This window comes from Bacillus sp. S2(2024), assembly GCF_050474045.1.
Lineage (GTDB): Bacteria > Bacillota > Bacilli > Bacillales > Bacillaceae_G > Bacillus_A > Bacillus_A yunxiaonensis.
This window is the reverse complement of sequence record NZ_JBFLUS010000003.1, coordinates 212,725-238,735: the sequence shown is the minus strand read 5'-3', so window position 1 is coordinate 238,735 and position 26,011 is coordinate 212,725. Positions and strand designations below refer to the sequence as shown.

General features: G+C 35.1%; 23 protein-coding genes. 9 read left to right on the top strand and 14 right to left on the bottom strand.

The genetic code is table 11. The features are described from left to right. Nucleotides 1–11: 11 nt before the first annotated feature. Nucleotides 12–1,202: a glycine C-acetyltransferase gene (locus AB1284_RS01335; protein ID WP_429752264.1), complete on the bottom strand. Its 1,191-nt coding sequence runs from the start codon at nucleotides 1,200–1,202 to the stop codon at nucleotides 12–14. A gap of 219 nt (nucleotides 1,203–1,421) precedes the next feature. Here AB1284_RS01335 and AB1284_RS01330 point away from each other — a divergent pair, with 219 nt between their 5' ends. Then, on the top strand, nucleotides 1,422–2,153 hold the full coding sequence (locus AB1284_RS01330) for a class I SAM-dependent DNA methyltransferase (RefSeq protein WP_429752266.1): 732 nt from the start codon (nucleotides 1,422–1,424) through the stop codon (nucleotides 2,151–2,153). Between the two features lie 600 nt (nucleotides 2,154–2,753). Beyond that, complete coding sequence (locus AB1284_RS01325) at nucleotides 2,754–4,145, top strand: peptide MFS transporter (RefSeq protein WP_429752268.1); 1,392 nt, start codon at nucleotides 2,754–2,756, stop codon at nucleotides 4,143–4,145. Between the two features lie 40 nt (nucleotides 4,146–4,185). Here AB1284_RS01325 and AB1284_RS01320 read toward each other — a convergent pair whose 3' ends face one another. Both AB1284_RS01320 and AB1284_RS01315 read right to left on the bottom strand, forming a co-directional pair. Continuing rightward, nucleotides 4,186–4,365 carry an acid-soluble spore protein H gene (locus AB1284_RS01320; RefSeq protein ID WP_429752270.1) on the bottom strand — a complete coding sequence of 60 codons (180 nt, stop codon included), beginning with the start codon at nucleotides 4,363–4,365 and terminating at the stop codon, nucleotides 4,186–4,188. Nucleotides 4,366–4,509: 144 nt separating this feature from the next. After that, on the bottom strand, nucleotides 4,510–4,797 hold the full coding sequence (locus AB1284_RS01315) for an ArsR/SmtB family transcription factor (protein WP_429752272.1): 288 nt from the start codon (nucleotides 4,795–4,797) through the stop codon (nucleotides 4,510–4,512). A 643-nt stretch (nucleotides 4,798–5,440) separates the two neighbouring features. On the opposite strand from AB1284_RS01315, the gene AB1284_RS01310 reads away from it, so the two are divergent. Next, the gene (locus AB1284_RS01310) at nucleotides 5,441–7,063 is read left to right on the top strand and encodes a lactate permease LctP family transporter (RefSeq protein ID WP_429752274.1); all 1,623 of its coding nucleotides are present in this window, start codon (nucleotides 5,441–5,443) and stop codon (nucleotides 7,061–7,063) included. Nucleotides 7,064–7,087: 24 nt separating this feature from the next. Here the strand turns inward: AB1284_RS01310 and AB1284_RS01305 are convergent, their stop codons facing one another. Both AB1284_RS01305 and gloA2 read right to left on the bottom strand, forming a co-directional pair. Next, nucleotides 7,088–8,398, bottom strand: coding sequence for a hemolysin family protein (locus AB1284_RS01305; RefSeq protein ID WP_429752276.1), 1,311 nt, complete (start codon nucleotides 8,396–8,398; stop codon nucleotides 7,088–7,090). A gap of 114 nt (nucleotides 8,399–8,512) precedes the next feature. Beyond that, nucleotides 8,513–8,899, bottom strand: coding sequence for an SMU1112c/YaeR family gloxylase I-like metalloprotein (gene gloA2, locus AB1284_RS01300; protein WP_429754375.1), 387 nt, complete (start codon nucleotides 8,897–8,899; stop codon nucleotides 8,513–8,515). Nucleotides 8,900–9,085: 186 nt separating this feature from the next. On the opposite strand from gloA2, the gene AB1284_RS01295 reads away from it, so the two are divergent. From AB1284_RS01295 to AB1284_RS01285, 3 genes are all read left to right on the top strand, one after another. Further along, nucleotides 9,086–10,264, top strand: coding sequence for a NupC/NupG family nucleoside CNT transporter (locus tag AB1284_RS01295; RefSeq protein WP_429752277.1), 1,179 nt, complete (start codon nucleotides 9,086–9,088; stop codon nucleotides 10,262–10,264). 510 nt (nucleotides 10,265–10,774) lie between these two features. Then, nucleotides 10,775–11,788: an LCP family protein gene (locus tag AB1284_RS01290; protein WP_429752279.1), complete on the top strand. Its 1,014-nt coding sequence runs from the start codon at nucleotides 10,775–10,777 to the stop codon at nucleotides 11,786–11,788. Between the two features lie 299 nt (nucleotides 11,789–12,087). After that, nucleotides 12,088–13,344, top strand: coding sequence for a VanW family protein (locus AB1284_RS01285; protein WP_429752281.1), 1,257 nt, complete (start codon nucleotides 12,088–12,090; stop codon nucleotides 13,342–13,344). Nucleotide 13,345: 1 nt separating this feature from the next. On the opposite strand, the gene AB1284_RS01280 is transcribed toward AB1284_RS01285, so the two are convergent. Further along, nucleotides 13,346–13,618 carry a hypothetical protein gene (locus AB1284_RS01280; protein WP_429752283.1) on the bottom strand — a complete coding sequence of 91 codons (273 nt, stop codon included), beginning with the start codon at nucleotides 13,616–13,618 and terminating at the stop codon, nucleotides 13,346–13,348. A 16-nt stretch (nucleotides 13,619–13,634) separates the two neighbouring features. Continuing rightward, nucleotides 13,635–14,153 (bottom strand): RNase A-like domain-containing lipoprotein, encoded by a 519-nt coding sequence (locus AB1284_RS01275; protein ID WP_429752285.1) that lies wholly within the window; start codon nucleotides 14,151–14,153, stop codon nucleotides 13,635–13,637. 153 nt (nucleotides 14,154–14,306) lie between these two features. On the opposite strand from AB1284_RS01275, the gene AB1284_RS01270 reads away from it, so the two are divergent. Continuing rightward, nucleotides 14,307–14,855, top strand: coding sequence for a TVP38/TMEM64 family protein (locus AB1284_RS01270; RefSeq protein WP_429752287.1), 549 nt, complete (start codon nucleotides 14,307–14,309; stop codon nucleotides 14,853–14,855). Nucleotides 14,856–14,905: 50 nt separating this feature from the next. On the opposite strand, the gene AB1284_RS01265 is transcribed toward AB1284_RS01270, so the two are convergent. From AB1284_RS01265 to AB1284_RS01255, 3 genes are all read right to left on the bottom strand, one after another. Then, nucleotides 14,906–16,588, bottom strand: a complete 1,683-nt coding sequence (locus AB1284_RS01265; RefSeq protein ID WP_429752289.1) for a M4 family metallopeptidase — start codon at nucleotides 16,586–16,588, stop codon at nucleotides 14,906–14,908. A gap of 564 nt (nucleotides 16,589–17,152) precedes the next feature. Further along, a complete protein-coding gene (locus AB1284_RS01260; RefSeq protein ID WP_154709769.1) occupies nucleotides 17,153–17,281 on the bottom strand; it encodes an NprX family peptide pheromone in 129 nt (42 codons plus the stop codon). Nucleotides 17,282–17,283: 2 nt separating this feature from the next. Continuing rightward, on the bottom strand, nucleotides 17,284–18,555 hold the full coding sequence (locus AB1284_RS01255; RefSeq protein WP_429752292.1) for a tetratricopeptide repeat protein: 1,272 nt from the start codon (nucleotides 18,553–18,555) through the stop codon (nucleotides 17,284–17,286). Nucleotides 18,556–18,754: 199 nt separating this feature from the next. Between AB1284_RS01255 and AB1284_RS01250 the strand changes: the two genes are divergently transcribed. After that, on the top strand, nucleotides 18,755–20,218 hold the full coding sequence (locus tag AB1284_RS01250) for a nicotinate phosphoribosyltransferase (protein ID WP_429752293.1): 1,464 nt from the start codon (nucleotides 18,755–18,757) through the stop codon (nucleotides 20,216–20,218). A 52-nt stretch (nucleotides 20,219–20,270) separates the two neighbouring features. On the opposite strand, the gene AB1284_RS01245 is transcribed toward AB1284_RS01250, so the two are convergent. Both AB1284_RS01245 and AB1284_RS01240 read right to left on the bottom strand, forming a co-directional pair. Next, nucleotides 20,271–22,631 carry a heavy metal translocating P-type ATPase gene (locus tag AB1284_RS01245; RefSeq protein WP_429752295.1) on the bottom strand — a complete coding sequence of 787 codons (2,361 nt, stop codon included), beginning with the start codon at nucleotides 22,629–22,631 and terminating at the stop codon, nucleotides 20,271–20,273. A gap of 28 nt (nucleotides 22,632–22,659) precedes the next feature. Next, nucleotides 22,660–23,037: an ArsR/SmtB family transcription factor gene (locus AB1284_RS01240; protein WP_429752297.1), complete on the bottom strand. Its 378-nt coding sequence runs from the start codon at nucleotides 23,035–23,037 to the stop codon at nucleotides 22,660–22,662. 148 nt (nucleotides 23,038–23,185) lie between these two features. Here AB1284_RS01240 and AB1284_RS01235 point away from each other — a divergent pair, with 148 nt between their 5' ends. Next, nucleotides 23,186–23,803 (top strand): class I SAM-dependent methyltransferase, encoded by a 618-nt coding sequence (locus AB1284_RS01235; RefSeq protein ID WP_429752299.1) that lies wholly within the window; start codon nucleotides 23,186–23,188, stop codon nucleotides 23,801–23,803. Between the two features lie 30 nt (nucleotides 23,804–23,833). On the opposite strand, the gene AB1284_RS01230 is transcribed toward AB1284_RS01235, so the two are convergent. After that, the gene (locus AB1284_RS01230; RefSeq protein ID WP_429752301.1) at nucleotides 23,834–24,394 is read right to left on the bottom strand and encodes a class I SAM-dependent methyltransferase; all 561 of its coding nucleotides are present in this window, start codon (nucleotides 24,392–24,394) and stop codon (nucleotides 23,834–23,836) included. Between the two features lie 113 nt (nucleotides 24,395–24,507). Continuing rightward, a complete protein-coding gene (locus AB1284_RS01225) occupies nucleotides 24,508–25,923 on the bottom strand; it encodes an amino acid permease (RefSeq protein WP_429752302.1) in 1,416 nt (471 codons plus the stop codon). Between the last annotated feature and the right edge of the window lie 88 nt (nucleotides 25,924–26,011).

The window sequence follows — 26,011 nt, the reverse complement described above, 5'->3', positions numbered from 1 at the left end:
ATGCGAATGTGTTAAATAATCCCCATTTCTTTCCCAACTTTTTCATACGTGCGAATTGCTTCATCAAGCATTTCTTTCGTATGTGCTGCTGTTGGCATATTACGAACACGGCCTGTGCCTTTTGCTACAGTTGGGAATACAATTGATTTTGCATATACGCCCTCTTCATTTAGACGCTTACTAAATTGTTGTGTTAATACTTCATCACCAATAATACAAGGTGTAATTGGTGTTTCACTGTCTCCAATGTTAAAACCAAGCTCTTTTAAGCCTTGTTTTAAATAACGACCATTTTCCCATAAACGATCGTGCAATTCTGTGCTTTCCATTAAAATTTCAATGGATCTCATACATGCTGCTGCATCAGCCGGCGTTAATGCTGTTGAGAATAAGAACGGACGTGAACGAACTTTTAACCAATCGATTAAGTTTTTCTTACCAGCAACATATCCACCAATTACACCAATTGCTTTAGATAATGTACCGATTTGGAAATCAACTTTATCAGATAGTCCAAAATGTTTAACCGTACCAGCACCTTTTCCAAGTACGCCAGAACCGTGCGCATCGTCAACATAAGTCATTAAATCTAGTTCTTCTGCAATTTCAACGATTTCTGGTAGTTTTGCTACATCGCCATCCATTGAGAATACACCGTCTGTAATAACCATTAATTTATTGTATAAGCCAGATTCCTTTGCTTCGATTGCTTTTTTACGTAAATCTTCCATATCGGAATGTTTATAAACAATAATTTTCGCTCTTGATAAACGGCTACCATCAATAATAGATGCATGATTTAATTCATCAGAAAGAATTGCGTCATTTTTATCCATAACAGCTGAAATCGCTGCCATATTACAGTTGAAACCAGATTGATATGCGATTGCTGCTTCTGTATGTTTAAACTTTGCAATTGTTTCTTCTAATTTCACATGTAAATCAAGCGTACCATTAATTGTACGAACAGCACCTGCACCAACGCCATATTTATGAATCGCACCAATTGCTGCTTCTTTTAAACGTTCGTCTGTTGCTAAACCAAGGTAGTTGTTTGAAGATAAATTAATATATTCTTTTCCGCCAATTGTAATGACTGGTCCATTAGAACTTTCAAGCGGATCAATAACGTTATAAAGCCCCTTTGATTTCAAATCATCTAGGTTTTCTACTAAAAATTTGTCAAGTGTTTTGCTAGACATCGTGAAACCTCCCTATCATTCATATTAAAGAAAGCATTATCATAATATAGGCAATACTCCCTTTAATAGCTTAACACGTTTCAAAAAAATATTATAGAAAAATAGCCAAAAGTAAACGCTTACAAATAATGATTATATCTTATATAATTACAGAAATCTATTATTATTATTATTTGGATTTTGCTAGAATAGAAAAAACGCTTTCAAGGGGAGGATACAATGTCTTATACAGAATCTGACGTTTACAATGAGAACCTATTTTTTGAACAATATATGAAACGTAGACATCGAACCGATAATCCAAACGACACAATTGAAAAGCCCGCTCTCTTACAGTTACTTGGCCATATAAAAGATAAAAGTATTCTTGACCTTGGCTGTGGTGATGCACAATTTGGAGTAGAGCTAATGCAGAAAGGCTGCCAATTATATACCGGAATTGAAGGCTCTCATCGTATGTATGAAGAAGCTCAAAAGCAATTACAAAATACAAATGGAGTTGTCCAGCTTTTAAACCTCAAAGACTATACATACCCACCTTCTACTTTTGATATCGTTACATCTAGACTTGTCCTTCACTATATTGAACATATTGATGATACTTTTAAACAGATTTTTCAAACGTTAAAACCTGGCGGTACTTTTGCCTTTAGTGTTCAACACCCGGTTATAACTTCCGCATTTGAAAGCTTACAAACAAGCGGAAAACGAACTAGCTGGCTTGTTGATGATTATTTTAAAACTGGCAAACGCGTCGAGCCATGGATTAATGAGCAAGTTGTTAAATATCATCGTACAATTGAGCAATACTTCCTTTCTTTACAAAATGCTGGTTTCACAATTACTAGTTTACGCGAAGCAACACCAGAGCCTCAGCATTTTCAAAGTGAAGAAGAATATGAACGTAGACTGCGTATTCCTCTGTTTTTATTATTTTCATGTACAAAATGAAGTGAAATTTTCATCAATGTTTTTTCATCCCCACTTCACAATCTTGAGGCTGAGGGATCTTACTGCCCACGAATAGCGGGATAAAGTTAGCAAAAGAATACATCAATGCTCCTTTATTAATGCTGCAAAAAACGATAAAATATACAAAATTAGTAATAATGTTTTACATACAACTGATGACGTACTAGTTGCTAACTTAATGCTAGATACCATTGAATAATACTTTACTTTGTAAAATAAAATATCTAGTAAAAAACAATTTCTATAGTATAGAAGTTGTTTTTTATTTTGTATTCTTATTCAAAATATGTTATATTTCAAAAGTATATCAGAAAAACATTCTATATATCAGAAAAATTATTTTAATTGGAATTTTCTGAATTAGTACACTTTTTTATTCTTTTTGGACAAAAAAGAACGCATTTGAAAACGCTTATTTTAAGGTTTTCGGGGAAAAATACAAATTATGACGAGGTTTTTTTAGAATTAACGAAATGTTTTTATTATATTTCCATATAATTCTATTGACTTCTAAATATTTTGTAAATTAAAATGATTACATAAATATCCGTTATACAGGACAGGATTAGGAGGAAAAATATGGATGCAGCTTTAAAGTTACAAAAAGCTGAAGAACAACAATCACCGAAGAAACATCCTCCGGGATTATACTTGTTGTTCTTAACAGAAATGTGGGAAAGATTCAGCTATTATGGAATGCGTGGACTTTTAGTTCTTTATTTAACAACTGCAGTTGTTAGCGGTGGACTTGGATTTGACAAAGCTTTTGCAGTGCAATTATACGGAACTTTTACAGCTTTAGTATATTTCACACCGATTTTTGGTGGATGGTTAACTGACCGCTTTATCCCAAGACGTCTTGCAATTACTATTGGTGGTATTGTTATGGCACTTGGTAACTTTGTATTATTTTCAATGAATACAAAAACTGGACTCTTTTTAGGATTAGGATTATTAGTTATTGGTAATGGATTCTTCAAACCAAATATCTCTACCCTATTAGGTGAACTATACGGTGAAAATGATTCACGCCGTGACAGTGCTTTCACAATCTTTTACATGGGTATCAACGTAGGGGCTTTCTTTGCACCACTTGTTTGTGGTTTCCTAGCACAAGATTTCTTTAAAACAAGCGTTAACGGTACTATGGTAATGGGATACAAATATGGCTTCCTAGCTGCTTGTATCGGTATGATTATCGGTCAGATTTTATTTAACCTATTAGCTCCTCGTTACCTTGGTAAAGCAGGAACAACAGTTATAGGTAAAAAACCAAAAGACAAAAGCGCAAAGGTAATTGAGAAAAAACCTTTAACAAAACAAGAAAAGAACCGTACTTGGGCAATCATCATTTTAACTTGCTTCGTTGTTTTCTTCTGGGCAGGTTTTGAACAAGCCGGTAGTTCTTTAACTCTTTATACAGATAAATTCGTTGATCGTACGATTTTCGGATGGGAAATTCCAACACCTTGGTTCCAATCTGTTAACCCATTATTTATCGTTTTATTAGCACCACTTGTTTCTACGTTATGGGTAAAACTTTCTAAAACAAAAAATGGCGATTTAAAAATCCCGACAAAAATGGCACTTGGTATGATTTTGTTAGGAATCGGTTACCTTGTATTAACATTAGCAGTTCTAAAAACAGGTAGTGATGAAGCTCATATTGTTACAAAAGCTAACTTACTATTTATTGTTTTCACATACCTATTCCATACAATTGGTGAGCTATTCCTATCACCAATCGGTCTATCAATGGTAAGTAAAGTTGCCCCTGTAAAATTAGCATCTCTATTAATGGGAGTATGGTTAGCGGGTTCTGGTATGGCGAACTATCTAGCTGGTGCACTAGCTTCCTTCACACAATCTTTAGGCTACTTAGAAGTATTTGCAAGCATCGGTATTATCGTTATGGTACTCGGTTTAGTACTTCTTATGTTCTCTAAGATGATTTCACGTATGATGGAATAATGGAATAAATGTAAAAAGCGGAGAAATTTCTCCGCTTTTTTTAATGCTCTTCTAATGCAGTAATATCTACTTGTACTGTTTCATGTGGTGTTTTTATATCATGTACATTAGCAAGTCCACTTGCCTCATCACAGCTTTCAATCCAGACAGGCACACCGTGATATGTAACGTCAATTCTACTTGATGATGATAAAATTTGTTTCGCTCTCTTTATATCCACTATTGGTCCCTCCTTATTCTTTATTACATTCTTTTTTATATTGCCATGTCTCGATGAATTTTATCCTCCTTCACTTTTATAACCTAACTTCACAAAAAAAAGGCATGTAGAAATACATACCTTTTTTTCCATAATATCCAAATTTTAAGAAAATAATGTTTTTACAACTTCACTTACTTTATCACTGTAAACTTGATAATATACTTCTAAACCACGTCTTTCAAAACGTACGACTTTATTTTGCTTTAACTTTGTTAAATGTTGTGATACTGTAGATTGCGGAATTTCTAATACTTCCTGTAGCTGTGTTACGTTACAAGTTCCACGCTGCATAAGCTCCATTACAAGACGAAGACGAAGCGGATGAGCCAGCGCTCGCAACATTTGTACATCCTCTTCTGAAATACGACACTCAAATTGATTTGGACACATACTTTCCCCTCATTTTTTCTTTTTATTTTTCTATTTGTACACGTTTATTTTTATATTTCTTCCTATTATTAAATTTTATACTGAATAATTTCTAACAATAAAACCTACCTTCCCCCTTTATATAAAGAGAAAATCCTCTTTTTGATGTTTGAATATTATACTATACGACTCCGACAAAAAGCAAAGTATCTCTAATCATGTTCATTGCTTTGCAAAACTATTTTCTCAATACTTTTGTTATATTTTTTACATCTCATTTTTCTATATTAGATCCCACTAGTAATCGTTCTCTTCAATTCGGCACGTACAAGACATATCCCCTATCTCTTTAACTCCTGAAGAGGAATCTTACTGCCCGCGAATAGCGGGATAGAACATATAAAATCAAAGAATATATAAGCACCATATAACATATCCTATTCATGCACGCTTTTTACTGTATACCAACCCCCTTTTATATCTTCCAATTTTTTCATAAAATGTAGCAGATTTTTTACAGTTAAAGGTTCTATGGAATAATTATACTTTTTCACGTTGACAATAGTGTTGAAGGAGACTATACTAACAATGTGAGTTGATTGTGAATTATTTCACAAATAAATGTGAATAACTTCACAAATTATATATAGGAGATGTCGCAATTATGAGTACATGGACACAGATTTATGACCCATTACACAACATTTGGCTATCAGCACTTGTAGCCGCTCTACCAATTTTATTTTTTGTACTATGTTTAACAGTCTTTAAAATTAAAGGATACTTGTCTGGACTTTATAGTGTTATTTTAGCTATTATTCTTTCTATATTTGTCTATAAAATGCCAGCAACTATGGCTGTAACATCCGCTGCCTTTGGTGTAGCCGCTGGATTTTATCCAATTTGTACAATTGTTATCGCGGCCATATTCCTTTACAAATTAACTGTAAAAACTAAGCAATTTAACGTCATTCGTGACAGTATTTCTAGCATTACAGATGACCCTCGCCTTCAAGTATTATTAATTGCTTTTTCTTTCGGCGCTTTCTTAGAAGGTGCAGCAGGTTTTGGTGTACCAGTTGCTATTACAGCAGCACTGCTTGTAGGTATGGGATTTGATCCATTAAAAGCAGCAGGGATATGCTTAGTTGCTAATATTGCCGGCGGTGCAATGGGTGCAATGGGTATTCCAGTTACAGTACCTGCTCAATTAACTCAACTTGACGCATTAACTGTTGGTCGTTATACAGTTGGAATTTTACCATTTATTAGTTTCGTCTTACCATTCTTACTTGTTGCAATCGTTGATGGTTTTAAAGGAGTTAAAGAAACTTGGCAAGGTATTCTTGTAAGCGGCGGTTCTTTCGCTCTTACTCAATTCGTTGTAACATATTTCCTTGGTGCAGAACTTACTGATATTTTCGCAGCTGTAGTTAGCATGGTTGCATTAGCATTATTTTTACGTGTATGGCAACCAAAATCTTCAACAAAAGAGAAAGCAAAACAAAATGAAAAACAAAGTTATACAATGAAACAAATTTTATATGCTTGGTCACCATTTGTATTCTTAACTGTATTTGTAACAATTTTCAACTTAAAAGTAGTAAAAGCTTTATTCGCTCCAAATGGTGCATTAAGTAACTTAGTATGGAATATTCAAGTACCTGGCCTGCACAATCACGTGATTAAAACAGCGCCAATCGTTAAAGCAAATACACCGTTTCCAGCAATCTTTAAATTAGATGTATTCTCATCAACAACTACTGCAATTGTACTTGCAATTATCGTATCTTTACTTGTATTTCGTGTCAGCGGTAAGTTAGTAAAAGAATTAACTATTGAAACATTAAAAGAGTTAAAAACACCAATTTATACAATCTGTAGTGTAATTGCATTAGCATATGTAACAAACTATTCTGGTATGTCTTCAACTCTTGGCTTAGCTTTATCATCTACTGGAGATGCATTCCCTATTCTTTCTCCAATCTTAGGTTGGATTGGCGTATTCTTAACTGGTTCTGTAGTATCCAGCGGTTCTCTATTTGCGCCTCTTCAAGCTGTTACAGCCGCTCAATTAGATATCGTTCCTTCTACTCTTGTTGCATTAAATGTAGTAGGCGGTACAATGGCAAAAATGGTATCACCACAATCAGTTGCTGTAGCTTGTGCGGCAGTTGGACTAGTTGGTAAGGAATCAGCGTTATTTAAAACAACAATGAAATATAGTTTAATCTTCTTATTAATTATTAGCTTACTTCAGCTTAACGCTGTGTTCCATATTTTCTAATATAAAAGGCTGATGACTCGTTCATCAGCCTTTTTCTTTCGTTTCCATTTTTTTAATCTCTACTCGCTTAATTTGATGAATATCTTTTTCAAGAATAGTAAATGTCCATTCACCAACAACAGCCGTATCCCCTTCTGCAATTGGTTGTCCTTGCATCATTAACCATCCCCCAATTGTGTCAACATCCTGTTCATCCAAATGTAAACCGAACAAATCATTAATCTCACTTATTAATACTTTTCCGTCAACTATTTTACAATCGTCAGTAACATGTTGAATAGGTGGATGTTCATCCTCATCATATTCATCTTGAATTTCTCCCACAATTTCTTCTAAAATATCTTCAAGCGTAACAAGTCCTGCTGTTCCACCGTATTCATCATATAAAATGGCCAACGGAATACGTTTTTTTTGCATGTTTAACAATAGATCATGTATTGGAATGTTTTCCATTACTTCAATAACAGGCCTTGTATATGTCGTGATTGATTTTGCTTCTTGCTTTTCTCCATCCATATAACGGATAAAGAAATCCTTCACATTCACCATTCCTATCACTTCATCTTTATCTTCACCGAATACTGGATATCTTGTATATTTTTCTTGCCGAATAATTTCAATATGTGTTTCAAATAAATCTTGCGCATATAATCCAACAATTTCCGTTCGCGGTACCATAATCTCTTTCGCAAGACGATTATCAAATTCAAAAATATTATTTACGTATTTGAATTCCGCTTGATTAATCTCTCCGCTTTCATAACTCTCCGATAAAATAAGGCGGAGCTCTTCTTCTGAGTGTGCAACTTCATGTTCAGAAGCAGGTTTTAGTCCAAATAAACTCGTCACAAAACGAGCGGCATGATTTAATGTCCAAATAAATGGATACATTATGCGATAAAAATAAATTAATGGCTTTGAAAACATTAGACTAATTTGCTCTGCTTTTTGAATTGCAAATGTTTTTGGTGCTAATTCTCCAATTACAACATGTAAAAAAGTAATAACAGCAAATGCGATAATAAAAGATACAGTATTAGCAATGGCAGGAGCCATTCGAAGTGTAATCAATACAGGTTCTAATACATGTTTTACAGTTGGTTCACCTAACCATCCAAGTCCAAGTGCCGTAATTGTAATCCCAAATTGACACGCTGACAAATATTCATCTAAATTAGAAACCACCTTTTTTGCCGCTATTGCTCCTCGCCTTTTTTCTCCTACGAGTTGATCAATGCGACTACTGCGTACTTTAACAATGGCAAATTCAATTGCAACAAAAAAGCCTGTTAACGCAATTAAAACGGCAACCAGTATTAAATTTCCTATTTCCAAATACCTCCCTCAGCTGCAGACAGCTAAGGTTACACCTCCTGCAAAAAATAAGTTTAACTTTCTTTATTTTCCCTCATTCCTTCATAAGAAAACCTGTATAAATTTCACATATTTTTATTTCTCATATAATTCCAGCGGTAATCCATCGGGATCTTGAAAAAACACAAAACGTTTTCCAGTAATTTCATCGATTCGAATTGCTTCCGTTTGTATACCATGCTGCTGTAGATATGACACAGCTTCTTCTATACATTCAACAGCAAACGCTAAGTGTCTCAATCCCGCTGCCTCCGGAAACGTTTTTCGCCTTGGTGGATTAGGAAATGAAAATAATTCAATTTGATATGTATCTCCAACACATAAATCAAGCTTATATGACTCTCTTTCTTCTCGATATACTTCACGTAAAACTTGAAAACCAAGTACTTCTGTATAGAATTTTTTTGATGCTTCGTAATTTGAACAAATAATTGCGATGTGGTGAACATGAGTAATATTCATCGTATCTTTTCCTTTCTTGCATATTCTTCTATGAAATGAAAAACCTATATAAAGTGAAACTTCCATCCGTGTCCCCCATTGATGGAAAGCCCGTCCAACCGGGTACATGCCAGCAGTTATCTCCCACTCCTCGTTTCTCTTTGAATCTTGAGGTGGGCGACAAAACAGTTCATAAGGAGGATTACTATGAAATTTTTCACATTTGTGCTCGGGCTCATTGTTGTTTTTTTTCTTGCTTTTATAGCAAGTAACAATAGAAAACATATTAAGTTCAAGTCAATTCTTATCATGCTTATCATCCAATTAATTTTAACGTTCCTATTATTAAATACACAAATGGGGCTTATCCTTGTAACAGCAATTTCTAATTTGTTTAGTAAGTTATTAGAATACGCTGCTGCAGGTGTAAATTTCGTATTTGGTGGTCTTTTAAACAAAGGAGAAATGTCCTTCTTTTTAAGTGTTTTACTTCCAATTGTATTTATCTCTGTGTTAATTGGAATCTTACAACACTTCAAAATTTTACCATTTATTATTCGCTGGGTTGGCTTTTTACTTAGCAAAATAAATGGACTTGGTAAACTAGAGTCCTATAACGCAGTTGCATCTGCTATTGTTGGACAATCAGAAGTGTTTATTACTGTAAAAAAACAGCTCGGGCAAATTCCAAAACATCGTCTATATACACTATGTGCTTCAGCAATGTCCACAGTATCCATGTCCATCGTTGGTGCCTATATGACGATGATTGAACCAAAGTATGTTGTAACTGCTCTCGTCTTAAACTTATTTAGTGGATTTATTATCGTATTAATCATTAATCCATACGATGTGAAAGACGAAGAAGATATTTTAGAAATCAAGGAAGAAAAACAGACTTTCTTCGAAATGCTAGGAGAGTACATTTTAGATGGATTTCGTGTCGCAGTTGTTGTTGGAGCAATGTTGATCGGTTTCGTTGCTCTTATAAGCGCCATAAACGGCTTATTTGCAATCATTTTTGGTATTACATTTCAACAATTACTCGGATATGCATTTTCTCCAATTGCTTTCATTATTGGCGTACCTGCTACAGAAATTGTACAGGCAGGCAGTATTATGGCAACAAAGCTTATTACAAATGAATTTGTAGCCATGATGGATTTAAATAAACTTGCCCATACACTCTCTCCTCGTACTGTAGGTATTATTTCCGTCTTTCTAGTTTCTTTTGCAAATTTCTCTTCTATTGGAATTGTTTCAGGAGCAGTAAAAAGCTTACATGAAAAACAAGGAAATGTCGTTGCAAGGTTCGGCTTAAAACTCCTATACGGAGCAACATTAGTAAGTATTCTATCTGCAACTATTGTCAGTATTATGATTTAATTAGGTAAATGTGGATCTTTTTTCCTTTATTTTTTGTATACAATAATTTTTAAACAGATGCCTTCATTATGTGTAAGGTATCTGTTTTTTGTATAGAACCTTTTCATACAGTGTGACGTATGAAACATTTATCCCGTTATTCCCGGGCAGTAAAATCCCCATCTCAAAATTCAGAGAGAATCGTTGTCCAGCTCTAGCGGCAAGAATCTCCGGTCGTTCCCCCCCTTCGGACGAGGCAAAAAGCGCCTCTCTGCCTTAGGCGCGGGCATCCTGCGATTCTGGGCGAGCCGCTTCCGCTTTTCTACAGAAGATAGGTGGGGATAACTGCTGGCATGCGCCCCACTGATGGAAAGTTCACTTTATGTCAAATTATATGTTTCATATATTTCATTTTCATGTCAATTAGAAATATATAGTGAAAACCCATTGTATTTATGTACAATAGAAAGTGTGCCTTTTTTAAAATTATAAGAAAATATTTTAATTGATTGTTTAAAAGGAGAAATATTAATGAAGCCTGATTTAGAAACGACAGATAGAGTATCAACAAGACACTCTAAGAAAAAGCGTATACTATGGTTTGTTCTCGTTCCTTTATTCCTTGTGATTATTGGAGGAGGCAGCTATTTCTTCCACATATATAACAAAGCACAAGCTGTTGCGGATGGTGCATACTCCCAATTAGGACGAGGAGATAAATCTGATAAACGCGAAAAAGCAGTGAAACCGATGACAGATAATGTTTCCATCTTAATCATGGGTGTAGATGAAAGTGATACACGCGCAAAAGAATACGGAAAAGCAATTCGTACAGATGCATTATTACTTGCAACTATTAATAAAAATGATAAATCTGTAAAGCTATTAAGCATTCCTCGTGATTCTCGCGTATATATTCCATCAGAAAAGAAAGAAGATAAAATTACACACGCACACGTATTTGGTGGCGTTGATAGTACAATAAATACAGTAGAACGTTTTTTAGATGTTCCTGTTGATTATTACGTAAAATTTAACTTTAAATCATTTATAAAAATTGTTGATTCTCTTGGTGGCATTGATGTAGATGTACCAGTTACATTTACTGAACAAGACAGTAAAGACCAACCTGGTGCTATTCACCTTGAAAAAGGTCGTCAGCACTTAAATGGCGAACAAGCACTTGCATTAGCAAGAACACGTCATATTGATACTGACTATATGCGTGGTCAGCGTCAACAACTTGTTTTAGAAGCAATTGCTAAAAAAGCATTATCTGTAAATTCGATTGACAAACTTGGTGGCTTACTAGATGCAGTAGACAATGATATTAAAACAAACTTAACTTTCGATGATATGATGGCAATTACTAAAAACACAATGGATTCCGGCCTGAAAATGGATAAATTACAAGTAAAAGGGAAAGACGAATATATCGATGGTGTATATTATTACATCCCTGACGAAAAAAATGTTCAATCTATTTCTGAAGAACTACAAAACCACCTCGGTGTTACGGGTAAATCAGATCATAAGAAACTATAAGAAAAAACCAGCTGTTGTATACAACAGCTGGTTTTTTCTTATATGCGCTTCTTTTTCTATTACATATAGAAACGTACGTTTCATACTGCAATACAAGCATAAAATTCTGTGATTATCGCACATAAAAATCCTAATTAAAGGTAATTATATTACAAAAATGTAACGTTTTTTTACAAAAATATTACATAGACGGTAAAATTAGTAGTATACTAGTTTGTAATCAATATCGTTTTTATCATTTTATACGTTAGAAATCATACATATAATAACCTAAACATTTTCTTTTTGGGGGGAAATAAATGAAATTACGCAATTGGATTATTGGTTCTGCGATTGCTGGTGGAATCGTGCTTTGTGCTGGCGGTGTTGGCGCATATCAATATGTATCCAAATTGAATCATCAGTTAGATACATACGTTTTACCCCACACAACATTTGAAGGTATTTCCTTAGATGGCAAAACGAAAGCTGACGTTCAAAAAATTATTCAGCAAAAAGTTGATGAATTAAATAAAAAATCCGTAAACTATGCCTTACGAGACAACGCACATACATATACTTGGCAAGAACTAGGCGTTGAATATAAGGAAACAAATGTTGCAGATAAAATTTTCAAAGAACAAACAGGAAATATTTCTAATCGTTATAAAATGCGTAAACAAGCTGAAAAAGGTGAACTAAAGCGTAACTATAAGATAGATCCTTCTATAAACACAGCAAAATACGATGCATTTATAAAAGATAAATACAATGATCTCTTAGTAGAGCCTGCCAATGCAGAATTATCTGTTTCGGGAACAACAGTTAATATTAGCGAGAGTAAAGATGGCGAAAAGGTTGATAAAGAAAAATTAAAATCTTTAACAGCAGAAGCAATTGCTACAAATAAGCAGGACATCCAAGTTCCAGTCGTAGCCGTGAAACCCGAACACTCAACAGAAGATATAAAAAACATGGGGATTCAAGAAGTAATTGGTGAGTTTTCTACTCCGCTGGCTGGACGAAATGCAAACCAAACATTTAACGTACAACGCGCTACGAATACATTAACAGGAGTACTTATTGCACCAGGTGAAACATTTAGCTTTAACAACCGTGTTGGCATAACAGATGGGGCACATGGCTATAAATCAGCTGCTGTATATGTAAACGGAAAAGTTGAACAAAGTGCTGGTGGTGGTGTTTGCCAAGTAAGTAGTACATTATATGGTGCTGTATTGCGTGCTGATTTAGGTGTTGTAGCTCGGAGTAATCATTCTTTACCAGTACATTACTTACCACTTGGTCAAGATGCAGCTGTTGCTGACTATGGTCCTGATTTGAAATTTACAAATAATACTGGCAAGTATATTTACATTCAATCATTCACGAATGGTAGTAGTGTAACTGCTCGTATTTTCGGTACAGATACAGGAAAAAATGTAGAAATTTCTTCGAAAGTTGTAAGTGAAACTGATCAAAACATTGTAGCTGTAACATATAAAAAAGTAACACAAAATGGCCAAGTGCTCTCCAACGGTCAAATTTCAAAAAGCACATACAAAAAGGCGGGATAATTCACGCCTTTTTGTTTTGTAATATAGAAACAAAATTATTTATATGTGCTTTTGTTTCTTCTATTGTCCATATACGATTCCCATACCGCTCAGCTTCTTGACATGCTTTCTTCCAATCTGCTGTTTTTTGCATTTGAGCAAATTCTTGTAATAATTTCTCTTTCGTTTCTTGTTCTTCCTGTTCTTCAAACTGTTGCATAATATCATTCATTTCTTCTTCATATATACTTAATGTGCAATATGCCTTAAGGAAATATTGAAATGTCGAATACATAAATTCTCCGCCTTTCTTATTTCTCAGAAGGATAAGAAGTAATAATTTTAAAACCAAGCTGACTTCCTTTATCTTTCTGCAACACAGTTACCGTATTACGAAGCCCATCTTTTACACGCATATCTTTTTTTAATACTGCTTTTCCAACTGGAAATGCATGCTTTGTATTCAATACAAGACGACTTTCCTTCGATTCTTTCAGCCATGTATCAATTTCTTTTTCATGCTGCTTTAAACTATCTTTTACCGCCTTTGTTGCCGTTTCTTTATCATAATATGTACTTGCAGCAGATACTTTATCTGTACGCAATCGTTCTTTTAACTGCTCTTCTGTTTTACCAACGTGACGCTCTAACGTATGACCATTTTTCGGTGGTCCTTCCATTTCATCTAAAATGTTGTCACTAACTTTTACAACTGATGCTGCATTATTTTCTTTTTGCTTCGTTTGTTTTTGTTGTTGTCCTGAACATCCACTTAATACAAGTATCATCATAAGCATTACGCTTATAACAACATTCCATAATCGTTTCATCGTATCACCTCTTTCATGATTATTGTATTATCTTTAGAAAAAGTCAATTCTATGGTTTATCACAAAAAAATGGGGGATGAACCATAGATAGATGTTGTCTTCATATAAAAAATGTGATGTAATTCTTAAAAAGGCAAAGGAAATTTAATTCATATGGAAGAAACGATTCAATCTTTTCTCACAGCGCATCACACAATTGCAATCCCACTTAGCATCTTACTCAATATTCTTATTAGCTTAGTAGCCTTTATTCCTAGTATTTTTTTAACTGCTATTAACATCGCGTTATTTGGAATAACTGAGGGGACACTTATATCCATTGCTGGGGAAGCGTTAGGCGCTATTTTCTCTTTTTATTTATATCGACTTGGTTTTCAAAAAATAGCTCAAAAAAATATAGATAAGTATCCAAAAGTACAAAAACTTCTTTATGTACAAGGAAAAGAGGCTTTCTTTCTCGTTTTATCATTTCGCCTCCTCCCCTTTATCCCTTCTGGCATCGTTACATTATTTGCGTCTTTAGGAACGACGTCCCTTTTAACCTTTAGCGTCGCTAGTACACTTGGTAAAATACCAGCATTACTTATTGAAGTGTATTCCACCTATCACGTCATGAAGGGAACAAATGAAGCAAAGTGGATTATTGCCATTGCTGGTTGTATCGGCTTGTTTTATGTATGGAAAACATGGAGGACAAAATGAAAAAAGGAGCAAATGCTCCTTTTTTCATTTTTTATAAACGGGAGTGAAACCTATTTCACACCAACTGCATCATAAGACTGATTCACAGCTGCCACTTCTGCAGAGTTTGCACCGTATAGATCAGCCGCTGCTTGTACTAATCCAGCACGAGCTTGACTAAATGTTGTAGATTGAGTGAAATATACTGTATTTGCACGATAGTAGATTGCAGCTACTTTATCGTTACCAATACCATTCACAGTTACACCATAATGTGTACCGCCATTTGCTAATAAGTAAGCAGCTTTATTGATAATACTGCTATTTGTATGAACGCCGCCATTATCGCTCGTTCCAGTATAACGTTTAGAGTAATGATCTGGGTCACCATATTTTGTTGGATCGCTCATAGAACGAAGCGCATCCCCAGCTTTACCAGGTGTATAAATATCTTCCCCAATTTCCCAATCTGGATTACGGTTATCATAGTATTCTATTAATGTCCCAAAAATATCAGAGATTGCTTCATTTAATGCACCAGATTCATTTTGATAAATAAGATTAGAACTTCTTTCTGTCACAGCGTGCGTTAATTCATGTCCGACAACATCAATACCACCGGATAATGGAATAAATGTAGTTCCATCTCCATCACCATACACCATTTGTGTTCCATTCCAGAAAGCATTGTTATAGTTGCTTCCATAATGAACTGTTGATTTTAACGCCCCACCAGCGTTGTCATAAGAATTGCGGTTAAATTTGTTTTTATAGTAATCATACGTTACACCAGCATAATATTGCGCATCCACTGCTGCTGCATCACGAGTAGCATTAAAGATGTTATCTGCATCCGCCCATAACGTTCCTGGGAGAGTCGTACGATTTTTCCCATCATATGTGTAAATTACTGCACCGCGTGTATTATCTTGTAAATAATAGCTAGAGCTAGATAATGTTGTATTAATAGACTTTGTATCACCTAACACACCTACGCCTGTTCCTACTTTATTTGTTCCTGTTACAGGCTTCACACTAGTACCAGCTGCAGGTTTAATTGGTGACTTATTTTCTGTTGCATTATGAATTGTATTATATTTATTTAAAACTTTACCGCTATCAGCTTCAATGAAATAATAATAGTTTCCTGGCTCTGGATCTAAGAAGTTTAATTTCACAACATATGCATACGTTGTGTCTTCACCATTTTGATATACATATAAGTCTGCAGATGGATCTACTTCATACTTTGGAGTGAATCCTAAGTCTTGTTGTGCAATTGCAATTGCTTTTTTACCTTCAATTTTATTTTTGTTCTTCAATTTCTCTTTCTTGTCTAACTCAGGCGCAACTGTTCCTGATACAACTTGTAATGCACCATCTTTCCCAACATGAGCCACTTGAGTAGATCCCCATACTGGTACACCTTCATACATTTGTTGTAAGCGTACAACTGTTGCTCCTCCAACAGAATCCTTTTCAACTTTCTGTACTTTAAAAGATTCTTCTGCACTTTTTGCTCCTAATTTATAGTCCTTTTTAGCAGAGTTTAAATAATCAAATACAACAGATTCTGCCTTCTTTCCTGATGCACTAGTTAGATTGCCAGATACAAACTCAGGAGACTTTACTACCTCATTGTATTTCTTTGTGGAAAGTACATTCTTTGAATCTGCAAAAGCAGAGCTTGTCCCTCCAAATGTTGTCACTGCCATTCCAGCTGCTAACACAAACGCTAAACCCTTTTTCTTCATATTCTCTTCCCCCTAAAATTTTTTTAAAAGAGTAGCTTTATAGTAGCATTAAGTTTCCACTATTAAAATACTGAAAATTTAAATAATTTCTTTCTCAAGTTTTGGAGAATTTTGACGAACAATTTTTGAAAAACCTCTTTTCATCAGTACAGAGGAGGAGTGCTGTTACTCCATACTATTAAATACTCACATTAACTTGATTCTATCTATACAAGTTAAAAAAACGACATAAAAACCCCTTTCTTTTTAGGGGAACGAGAGCATTTGACCATGCATAGAAGCGGTCAGGGACCTTTCCTGCTACAGGGCAAGGACTTTTAAAAAAAGGTAGAAAGTAAGTAGCGGTCATTTTTTATTCTGCGTAGCAGCGACTTATATGTCGAAGAATTAAAATGGATATATATAATATGATAAACGATCAATAATCTTTATATTTAAACATTACATTTCTAAAGTTTTGTGGAATTTCAACGAACAATTTAGAAACAAGAATAAAAAAGAAAAACTGACTCAAAAAGCCGTTTTTTAACGACATTTGAGTCAGCCTCATTCCCAATGGTCACCTTATATATTTACCGTTTCAACTGTGTCATTAGCTTGTCCATAAATATCTGGTACATCAACATATTGCGGCTTAGCTATAAAGACTAATGCCACCATGGTTAAAATTATACCGATTACTACTTTTTTCATCCTTATCCCTCCAGTATCGTTTCAAGAACTTCAATTGCTAACTTATAATAATGATTGCTTTCTTTAAATTGCAAAGAATCCTCAAAATACTCAGCGAGTTCTATATATACTTTCTTTAATTCTTTTTTATTTCCTGTATTTTTAAAAAAAGGTATTGCTTCTGTTTCTAAAAATACTTTATATACACTTGGTTCTGTAAAATACTTATAACGAAGCATAAGGAGTAAGTACAACTTCGTATTACACCTTTCGTCTTTCTTAGCAGAAAGAATCCCCTTATCAATCCACTCTTTTGCTTCTTCTAATTGTTCAAGGTGAATACATTGCAGAGCCATATCATATAACTTACCGACGTAGTTCACATCGTCTTCTTTTTGATATTGTAAACTTTCTACATAATATTTTTTGGCTTCTTCATACTTTTTCTTTCTATAATGTATATTACCAATATTACTTAATACCGTTGCCATCAATACATCTTTTTCAGAAAAAGAATCCGCTTCACGCAGTATACTCTCATAAATTTTTAACGCTTCATCATACTGCCCTTTCTCACTATAGCTTAACGCAATGATGATTTGACAATTGATCACATTTCGAAATTTATATTCATTTCGAAATCCTTCCATGGCAATATTAGCAAAATGAAGTGCCATATGGGGAATTGCCAAATGACTATATGCAACCGCTAAATTATAATAAATTCCGGTTTCATAATAACTTTGTTCTTTTGCCATTAGCTCTATCTGAACTAAAAAACGCAATCCCTCTTGCCATTTATGCTGTAGGCAATAGCATAAAGCCTGACTATACTTATATAACAGTTGCTGAAATGGAGAGTATTTCTTATAAACTTTTTTAAGTTTCTCCAATTCATCTTTAAGGACTGGTATATTTCTCTTCATAATTAAATATCGCGTATATAATAATTTATAATAATTAACAATTTCAAAATCACTAATTTGTTTCATTTCAATTTCTAATTCTCTATATAGCTCTTCAACTTTATGCTTATTTAAATGAACTAGCGCTTGTAACCACTCATCTAACTTCTCTTTCACTTCCGCCTCAATATCTCTTAAATCTGAAACCGCAATTTCTAATCTCGTACAAAGGAGCTGCAATATTTCTTCAGAAGCTTCAATTTTTCCGTTTTCAATTTTACTTAAATATGAGACGGAACAAATGCCCTGACAAAGCTCCTCTTGAGTCATTTTTTGGTGAAGGCGTTTGTAAAAGATTTGTTTGCCCATTTTTTCTAAATTTTGCTGCATACGTCCCTCCTCCATTCTAATGTATACCCTATTACTTTAATAATACATAAAATTGGACAAAAGATAAATTGATAAATAAAAATATTCCGAACATTTTTATTCACTTTCAATTTATAACATTTACATGATATTTATTATTTTTAGCAAAAACTACAAAAAAAGCGGTATACTATAACCAAAATATGGAGGTGTTTACGTTATGACGCATTATAAAGACGATAGTTACGCCTTACACACAGACTTATATCAAATTAATATGACCTATACATATTGGAAAGATAATATCCATAACCGTCGTGCAGTATTTGATTTATACTTTCGCAAGCTGCCTTTTGACAATGGTTATGCTATTTTTGCAGGGCTTGAAAAGATTATAGAGTACGTGGAGAGCTTTCAGTTTACAGAAAGTGATATTGCCTATCTAAAGGAACTTCAATTTGAGGAAGATTTTTTACACTACTTACAAAATATGAAGTTTAGTGGATCCATTCGCAGCATGCAGGAAGGCGAAGTTGTCTTTCATAACGAACCGCTTTTACGTATAGAAGCACCACTTGGAGAAGCGCAAATTATTGAAACGGCTCTCTTAAATATCGTGAATTACCAAACATTAATCGCAACGAAAGCTGCTCGGATGAAGCATGCAGCTGGTGATAATGAGCTCCTCGAATTCGGAACACGCCGCGCTCATGAATTCGATGCTGCACTTTGGGGAACACGCGCAGCATTCATCGGTGGTTTTTCTTCAACAAGTAATGTTCGGGCAGGAAAACGTTTTGGTATCCCTGTTGCCGGCACACACGCTCATTCTTTTGTACAAGCGTATCGTGATGAATATGTAGCATTCAAAAAATATGCAGAAACACATAAGAAATGCGTTTTTCTTGTCGATACATATGACACATTAAAATCTGGTGTGCCAAATGCCATCCGCGTAGCGAAAGAATTTGGTGAACGTATTGACTTCTATGGCATTCGTCTCGATAGCGGTGATATGGCATACTTATCAAAAGAAGCACGTAAAATGTTAGATGCTGCCGGTTTTACAAATACAAAAATTATCGCTTCAAGTGACTTAGATGAATACACCATCTTACATTTGAAATCGCAAGGAGCAAAAATTGACGTATGGGGTGTTGGAACAAAATTAATTACATCATTTGAACAACCAGCATTAGGCGCCGTTTATAAACTAGTTTGTATTGAAGACGAAAACGGCGTACTAAACGACACGATTAAAATTTCTTCCAATCCCGAAAAAATTACAACACCAGGATTAAAGCGTCTCTATCGTATTATCAATCGCGTCAATCAGCATGCAGAAGGTGATTATATTGCATTAGAGACAGAAGAACCGCAACAAGAAGAGCGCTTAAAAATGTTCCATCCTGTTCATACGTATATTAGTAAGTTTGTGACGGACTTTGAAGCAAAAGAACTACATCATGATATTTTCGTAAACGGACAGCGCACATACGAATTGCCGGACATACTTACTATTCAGAGTCACACACAACACAGTTTAGCATCCTTGTGGGAAGAATATAAACGGACACTAAATCCAGAAGAATACCCCGTCGATTTAAGTCAAGCGTGCTGGGATCATAAAATGAACTATATTCAAACAGTTCGAGAACAAATTGCAAATTCTACAAAAAAATAAGGAAAGAAGCATCTCGCTTCTCTCCTTTTGCTTTTATAAAGTGAAACTTCTATCAGGCTTTTACTCGTAATACACGCATCGCATTTAACACAGCTAGCAAAGTTACACCAACATCTGAGAAGACTGCTTCCCACATTGTCGCAATGCCAAATGCTCCTAATAAAAGAAAAACTCCCTTTATTCCTAAAGCAAAAATAATATTTTGCCATACGATACTCCGTGTACGTTTCGCAATTTGAATAGCCGTTACAATCTTCGAAGGTTCATCTGTCATAATAACAATGTCAGCTGCTTCAATTGCTGCATCCGATCCTAAACCACCCATTGCAATACCAACATCTGCTCTTGCTAATACTGGTGTATCGTTAATGCCATCTCCAACGAACGCAATTTTTTCTTTCGGATGTTTTGTCGCATCAATTTTTTCGATTTCTTCTACTTTTTGATGCGGCAACAGTTCTGCATGTACTTCGTCAACCCCAAGCTGTTTTCCAACTGCTTCACCTACTAATTTCGCATCACCAGTTAACATTACTGTTCTCTTCACACCAAGTTGTTTTAATGATTGAATTGCTTGCTTAGCATCTTCTTTGATTTCATCAGAAATGACAATGTATCCGGCATACACACGATCTACGGCTACGTGTACCAGTGTTCCAACAGTTTGCGGTTGCTGGAATGTAATATTTTCTTTACTCATTAACTTTGCGTTTCCAGCAAAAATTTCTTTTCCGCTTACTTTCACAACTGTACCATGACCAGAAATTTCATTATACTCCTCGATCATATGCTCGTTCACTGCTTTTCCATATGCAGCTCGAATCGACTGGGCGATTGGATGATTTGAATATACTTCTGCAAATGCTGCATACTCTAATAATTCTTCTTTCGACACAAATTCACTTGGCTGCATATCTGTTACTTTAAATACACCTTTTGTTAACGTGCCTGTTTTATCAAATACAATATGTTTCACATCATTTAACGCTTCTAAATAGTTACTTCCTTTTATTAAAATTCCGCTTTTAGATGCTCCGCCAATACCGCCGAAGAAACCAAGTGGAATAGAAACAACTAATGCACAAGGACAAGAAATAACAAGAAAGACTAGCGCTCTGTAAATCCAATCTGAGAACGTTGCTCCCTCCAAAATAATTGGCGGGACAAATGCTAATACTGCAGCTGTAATTACAACCGCCGGTGTATAATAACGAGCAAACTTCGTAATAAAGTTTTCCGTCTGTGCTTTACGGCTACTTGCATTTTGCACCAAATCAAGAATTTTTGAAACGGTAGATTCACCGTATTCTTTCGTCACCTCAATTGTTAATACACCATTTTGGTTCACAAAACCGCTTAATACATCACTGCCGACTTCTACTTCACGCGGCACAGATTCTCCAGTTAACGCTGATGTATCTACCATCGATGTTCCTTCTATTACTTTACCGTCTAACGGTACTTTTTCACCTGGCTTGACGATAATGAAATCACCAATTTGCACATCTTCTGGTGATACTTGTTTCGTTTCATTTCCTAGCTTTAAATTTGCATAATCAGGTCTAATATCCATTAACGAACTAATCGACTTACGCGAACGATTCACCGCAATACTTTGGAACAGTTCACCTACTTGATAAAAGAGCATAACCGCGACAGCTTCTGGATAGTTTTGAGTCCCAAAAGCACCAAGCGTCGCAACTGCCATTAAGAAATTTTCGTCAAACACTTGCCCGCGTGTAATATTCTTTACAGCACGTAAAACAATCTCTCCACCTATAATAATATAAGCAATAAGGAAAAGCGGAATTGCAATGACTTGCGGTAATGAAGCTAGTGCAGCAACAACTGTGAAAATTGCCCCAATCGATAAGCGCCAAATCATTTTTTTCATACCAGCGTCTCCGTGGTCATGACTATGATCATGCCCTGTTTGCTCTTTCTCTCGTACTACTTTCACTTCTGGCTCTAGTCGCTGTACAATTTCTTTTATGTTTTCAATAGTAGTCTCTAATTCTTTTTTATTTGCTACTTCTACTCTTAATTTTTTCGAAACAAAATCAACAGACGCAGATGCAACTGCAGGCATTTCGTTTATTTTTGTTTCTATTTTCATTGCACAATTCGCACAATCCAAGCCTTCTAACACAAATGTTTCTTTTGTTGCTTTTGTTTTTTGTTCTTCTTTCACATGAATATGTGGTTCTAATTTATTTACAATTTGCTTTGCTTCCATTACAACGTGTTCTTCTTTTTGTTTCGCTGTTTCTACCGTCATTGTTTTCGTTACAAAATTAACAGAACAAGAAGATACTCCTTCTAACTCCCCAACACCTTTTTCAATTTTCATTGCGCAGTTCGCACAATCTAATCCCTCTAACACAAGTTTTCGTTTTACCAATGCGTCCCCCATATGTTTCCCTCCTTGTGTCCCTACTACTCTACTGCTCTTCGTTTACATGCTCAAATGCCTGTTCGAAAATGCGAATGACATGATCGTCAGCAAGTGAATAGTACACTACTTTTCCTTCTTTACGATTTTTCACAAGCTTTGCTTGCTTTAATACACGTAATTGATGAGAAATAGACGATTGTGTCATTCCGAGTAAATATGCTAAATCACATACGCACAGCTCTGCTTCAAATAAAGCATGCAAAATACGTGTGCGTGTACGATCTCCTAATACTTTAAATAACTCTGCTACTTGACTTAAGCTATCATCTTGGGGAATTGTTTGTTGTACTTGTTCTACAATTTCTTGATGAATGACATTTTGTAAACACGTTTCTTCGGTTGTTTCTACTTTTTGTTCAGTCACAATAGCTCACCTCTTTATTTGAACATATGAACAATCATTCATATATGTTATACTTTTATTATATGAACGATTGCTCATATGTGTCAATAATTTCCGCTTTTATTTTTTGAACATTATATGTAAAAGTAAAAAAACTGGAGGAATTGTCATGAAAAATAAGCAAAATCAAAAAATTTATAAAATATTATCTAGCTTTTATGATTTGTTTATGCAAAACCGTTTCTTTATCAAAGCAAGAAAACGAGCACTTTCGCTTATACCTTTTACAGAAAATCAGAACATATTATTAGTTGGAGTTGGTACAGGACAAGATATTCCTCTTCTTCCGAAAGATACCCTCATCACTGGAATTGACCTCTCAGAACATATGCTAAAGCAAGCCAAAAGAAAGTATCCTTATTCTCATGTTACATATCAACAAATGAATGCCGAAGAGCTTACATTTCCAAATAATTCATTTGATGTCGTTATTTTAAATCTCATTTTAAGCGTTGTAGAACATCCTAATGCCGCGCTTTCAGAAGCGCGGCGCGTAATGAAGGAAGAAGGGACTATTGTAATTTTAGATAAGTTTCTTCCTGAAGAAAAACAACTACATACATCAAGGAAATTAATGAACTTTATTACCGAGCGACTCGGAACAAACATTAATCGTAAGTTGAGTAATATTATAGGAACGTTGCCACTCATCATCCAATACGAAGAGTCATCTATTTTGCATGGTAATTACCGCATTGTGCTTTTAAAATATAAAAAAAAGAACTGAATGAGATTTGCCCACCAGTTCTTTTTTCTTTTATTCAGACTTAACTGCATCGACAATTAATGAGACAAAACCAAGTTTCCCATCTTGATTGCGATGATCAAAGCGTTTTGATCGGTAAATAAAGCCTTCTTTTTCATTCCATTCATTATAATGAAATTCTCCATTTTCATCACAATACTCTAGTACATTTACTTCAAAACCAGCTTCTTCAAACATCGAAGTCATTGTTTTATAGTTATGAACAATTTTATGACTTGCAGCTGGATGATCTAGCGGCCCCGGCCCCCCGACTTGTACCCCAGCTTGATAATCTTCATCTGGAAAAAACGCATCTGGTACTGCACAGCGAATATAGCCGCCTGGCTGTAAAAATTCATAACAAACTTTCGCAGCTTCTATTCCCTCTTCATACGTTAAATGCTCCCACACATGCTCTGCCAAGATTGCTGCTATAGAGTTTGGAGCAAACTTTTTCATCCAATCTTCCCTTTTTAATAAATTCAGTTCATCTTCTTGTGTATGCAACCACCCTGGATTATTGTTATATCCTTCTGCTCCAACTACAACTCTTATTTCTTCTTTTACAAACATTATTTCTCCCCCTTTTACATCTTTCGACATAAAGGTTTCTATATACTTTCCTAAACTTCCTTCTAAAAACCAAAAAGCCTTGCACGCTCCTAAGCGTACAAGGCTTTTCCCCTTTAATTTGCTTGTTTTAAATGATCTTGCGAACTTTCATCTTCTTTTAAATGGCTATGTTTCTTAGAATACCCGAAGTATACAATAACCCCTAGTGCAAGCCATCCACCGAAGTATAACCATGTTGTCAATGGTAAGTTAACCATTAAGAATAAACAACATGCAATCGAAATGATTGGTAGTACTGGTACAAGCGGCACCATAAAGCCGCGTTTTAAATTCGGATGTTTTTTGCGAAGGATCAGTACTGCAATACTTACCATTAAAAATGTTAATAACGCTCCAATATTCGCTAAATTTGACAATTCTTTCAAATCGACAAATCCGGCAATTAAAGCACCTCCAATACCTGTTAACCATGTTGAAAATACCGGTGCTTCTGTTTTTGGATTAATTTTTGCAAATGATTTCGGAAGTAAACCGTCACGGCTCATTGCAAAAAATACACGTGTTGTTGCATAAATGTAAGCAAAAATTACAGCCATGATACCAATTACTGCACCAATTGAGATAACACCCGCTACTTTATCCTGTCCAACAACTTCTAATACGTAAGACATCGCTTCTGGTACATTTAATTCTTTGTATGACACCATTCCTGTCATAACAAGACAAACTGCAATATAAATAACTGTACAAATTGCAAGTGAAGCAATAATACCAATCGGTAAATCACGCTGTGGATTTTTTACTTCTTCAGCTGAAGTTGCTAACGCATCAAACCCTAAGAAAGCAAAGAATACCGCAGCTCCCCCAGCGAAAATTCCACTTAAACCATAAGGCGCAAACGGTGTCCAGTTTGCTGGTTTTACATAGAACACACCAACTGCAATAAACAATATAACAATACCGAGTTTAATTAATACCATTGCATTATTTACACGTTTACTTTCTTTCGTACCACGAGATAGTAACCATGTTAATACTAACGTAATTACAATCGCTGGAAGGTTAACAATTCCGCCATGAGCTGGAATCGTTAACAATTGTTTCGGAATTTCTAATCCGAATCCACTCATTAAATTACTAAAGTAACCTGTCCAACCACCAGCTACTGCTGCTATTGTTACGACATACACTGCCAACAATGTCCATCCCATTAAATGAGCAATAAATTCTCCAATCGTTGCATATGCATACGTATATACACTCCCTGATACAGGTAGTGCTGTGGCAACCTCTGCATAACATAATGCCGCAAAGCCACAAACAATTGCTGCAATCATAAATGAGAAAATAACAGCTGGACCAGCATCTCTTGCGGCAACGATTCCAGTTAATACAAGAACGCCTGTACCGATAATCGCACCAATTCCTAACATTGTTAAGTCAAATGCCCCTAATGTTTTTGTCAAGGTCTTACCTTGACTTTGGCTTAACAATTGTGTCACAGATTTCTTTTTGAATAAGTTGGCCACTCTTCTTACCTCCTTCTAGTAAGAAGAGCTAAGAGGCATTTCTCTTAGCTCTTATCCTAATGCATGAAAATATTGTCCGATATTTAAA